The organism is Escherichia sp. GZ89 (assembly GCF_019366485.1).
Taxonomy (GTDB): Bacteria; Pseudomonadota; Gammaproteobacteria; order Enterobacterales; family Enterobacteriaceae; genus Escherichia; species Escherichia fergusonii.
In genome coordinates this window covers 1-1,981 of the sequence record NZ_JAEOHX010000036.1, presented here as the reverse complement: position 1 = coordinate 1,981, position 1,981 = coordinate 1, and the positions used below count along the sequence as shown (strand labels likewise).

At 55.8% G+C, this 1,981-nt stretch carries 3 protein-coding genes; all 3 read right to left on the bottom strand.

Annotated features, from left to right (window positions below; genetic code table 11):
* On the bottom strand, positions 1-1,150 hold a 1,150-nt coding region (locus K0335_RS22010; RefSeq protein WP_219394145.1), incomplete at its 3' end, for a phage tail length tape measure family protein.
* The gene (locus tag K0335_RS22005) at positions 1,122-1,451 is read right to left on the bottom strand and encodes a phage tail assembly protein T (RefSeq protein WP_001161009.1); all 330 of its coding nucleotides are present in this window, start codon (positions 1,449-1,451) and stop codon (positions 1,122-1,124) included. The genes K0335_RS22005 and K0335_RS22010, both read right to left, overlap by 29 nt.
* 8 nt (positions 1,452-1,459) lie before the next feature.
* Complete coding sequence (gpG, locus tag K0335_RS22000; RefSeq protein ID WP_001372042.1) at positions 1,460-1,846, bottom strand: phage tail assembly chaperone G; 387 nt, start codon at positions 1,844-1,846, stop codon at positions 1,460-1,462.
* Positions 1,847-1,981 lie beyond the last annotated feature (135 nt).

Below are 1,981 nucleotides of genomic sequence, written 5' to 3'. Positions count from 1 at the left end.
ATCGCTCCATCTGTGCGGCAGCTCTCGCCACCATACCGATATCGTTTCCACGAAATGCACCACTACCCACCACCTGAGCCAGCGCACCGGCTGCAGCATGTTGCGTGATACCATTCCCGGAAATAGCACGACTGAGCGTCCACAGCTGCCCGGCAGTGACTCCGGCATAATGCCCCGTCAGCGACAGCTGGCGGTTAAATTCTTCCCCCTCCTTCTGACCGTCATACCAGGCTTTACCCAGACCATAGACAGCCGCGGCAATACCGCCAATAACCCCGCCAAGCATCATGCCTTTCGGTGACATCAGTGTGTCTATCCACCCGGCACGGTTAGCCAGCGTTATCCCGGATCCCCTCAGCGCACCTAAATTGCCGCGGGCCAGTTCACCTATCAGAACGCCTATCTCCTGGCGGGCCGCTGCACTTTTCAGACCCAGCGAATGCGTGGCTTTTCCTGCCTGCTCCATTTTGCGGATATACACTTCTGCAGCACTGCTTACCCCCAGTTGGGCAGCCTTAGCACGAAGCAACTCAGAAGAAGAAAGATTCTGGCGGGTTGCCTGCTCTTTAAGCTGACGGATAAACGCCACTTTCTGTCGGGTAGCCTCTTCCTCAGCCTGTGTAAGAACACGGGTTTTCGCAGTAACCTCAGAAATCAGCGCCAGATAATCCTGCTGACCAATCCCGCCACTGTTTCTGGCCTGTCGGATCTGCTGCTGAATACGCTGTAATTCCTGCAGCCCCGCACTGGCCTGTTTCACACTGTCAATCTGACGATAAAACGCAGCAGCCGCTTTATCCTGAGCCTCCGCCAGAGCCATGGCCTGCGCCTGTTCCTCGCGCATTTTCTGGCTCAGCGCCTCCATGCGCTGGCGGGTTTTCTCCACCTCGCGGGCCATGCGTTCATGAGCCTGTGCGTTCTTCTCCACCGTCTGCGCATGGACGGATGCGGCTGTTGCAGCCGAAGAAGCCGCCTGCGTTGTCTGCCGGGCGGCCTGAGTCTGACGCTCCATAAAACGCTGCATACGGGCAGAAGACCGTTCTGCATCGCTGGCTGCACCATTCAGAAGGTTTTTGATACGGGGGATTTCATTTTTAAACTCTGCCGCATCAATCCCCAAATCAATGACCAGGTTGGCTATCTGGTCCATAACGCACACCTCCGGAAATACCTTCCCCAAGATGCATCAGTTCTTCGTCCGTTCGCTCCGGTATCCCGTTCTCTTCCGGTAAAAGGCTGAAATCAGCCACCGCAGCATCACTGCTGCCGGACACCATTCTCACGATCAATGCCTTCAGCGAGGCAAACTGCGCATCCATCCACACATCACTGAAGCTCTGCATCCGGAAATAATCGCCCCACTCACCAAGCTCAGTGGCCGACATTTCCGACAGCATCCGCCGCCAGTCTGCCCGCCGGAACTCCCGGGCAAGCCGCATGACAAACTGCATTTCCCGCGTCAGGACTTTTCCGGCGTCAGCGCCTCATGCTCATCATCCCCGGCATTATCAATGGTCCCCATACCGCTCAGCGACAGAACCATCTCCGCCCCCGCACCCAGGGCATCATACGACCATGTTGTAATAACGGATGCGCAAAGCGTCTCTACATCCTTAGACTGATCCGCATTCCACAGTGAGCGGGAAACCAGCCAGGCATTGATATCCATCCCCATCCGCAGAAAAGCAATCTGTCGTTCAGCCTCCGGCAGTTCTCCCTCTTCGGCATCAAACTTTGCCGTTCGCTGCTGAACAAACGCCAGATATTCAATTCTCTGCAGCCCGGACAGCTCACTGAGCACCACGGACTGCTTTTCATAATTAAACGTGCCCTGTTTCAGAAACATCATGTTCTCCACCTGAAAAAAAGCCCCGGATAACCGGGGCAAATGATGAGTATCGTCCTGTTAACCTGCGGCGCTGACAGCCACCGTAGCCACTGCCACAAAATCGCCGTCAGAAGTCATGCCCACAATGCTGAC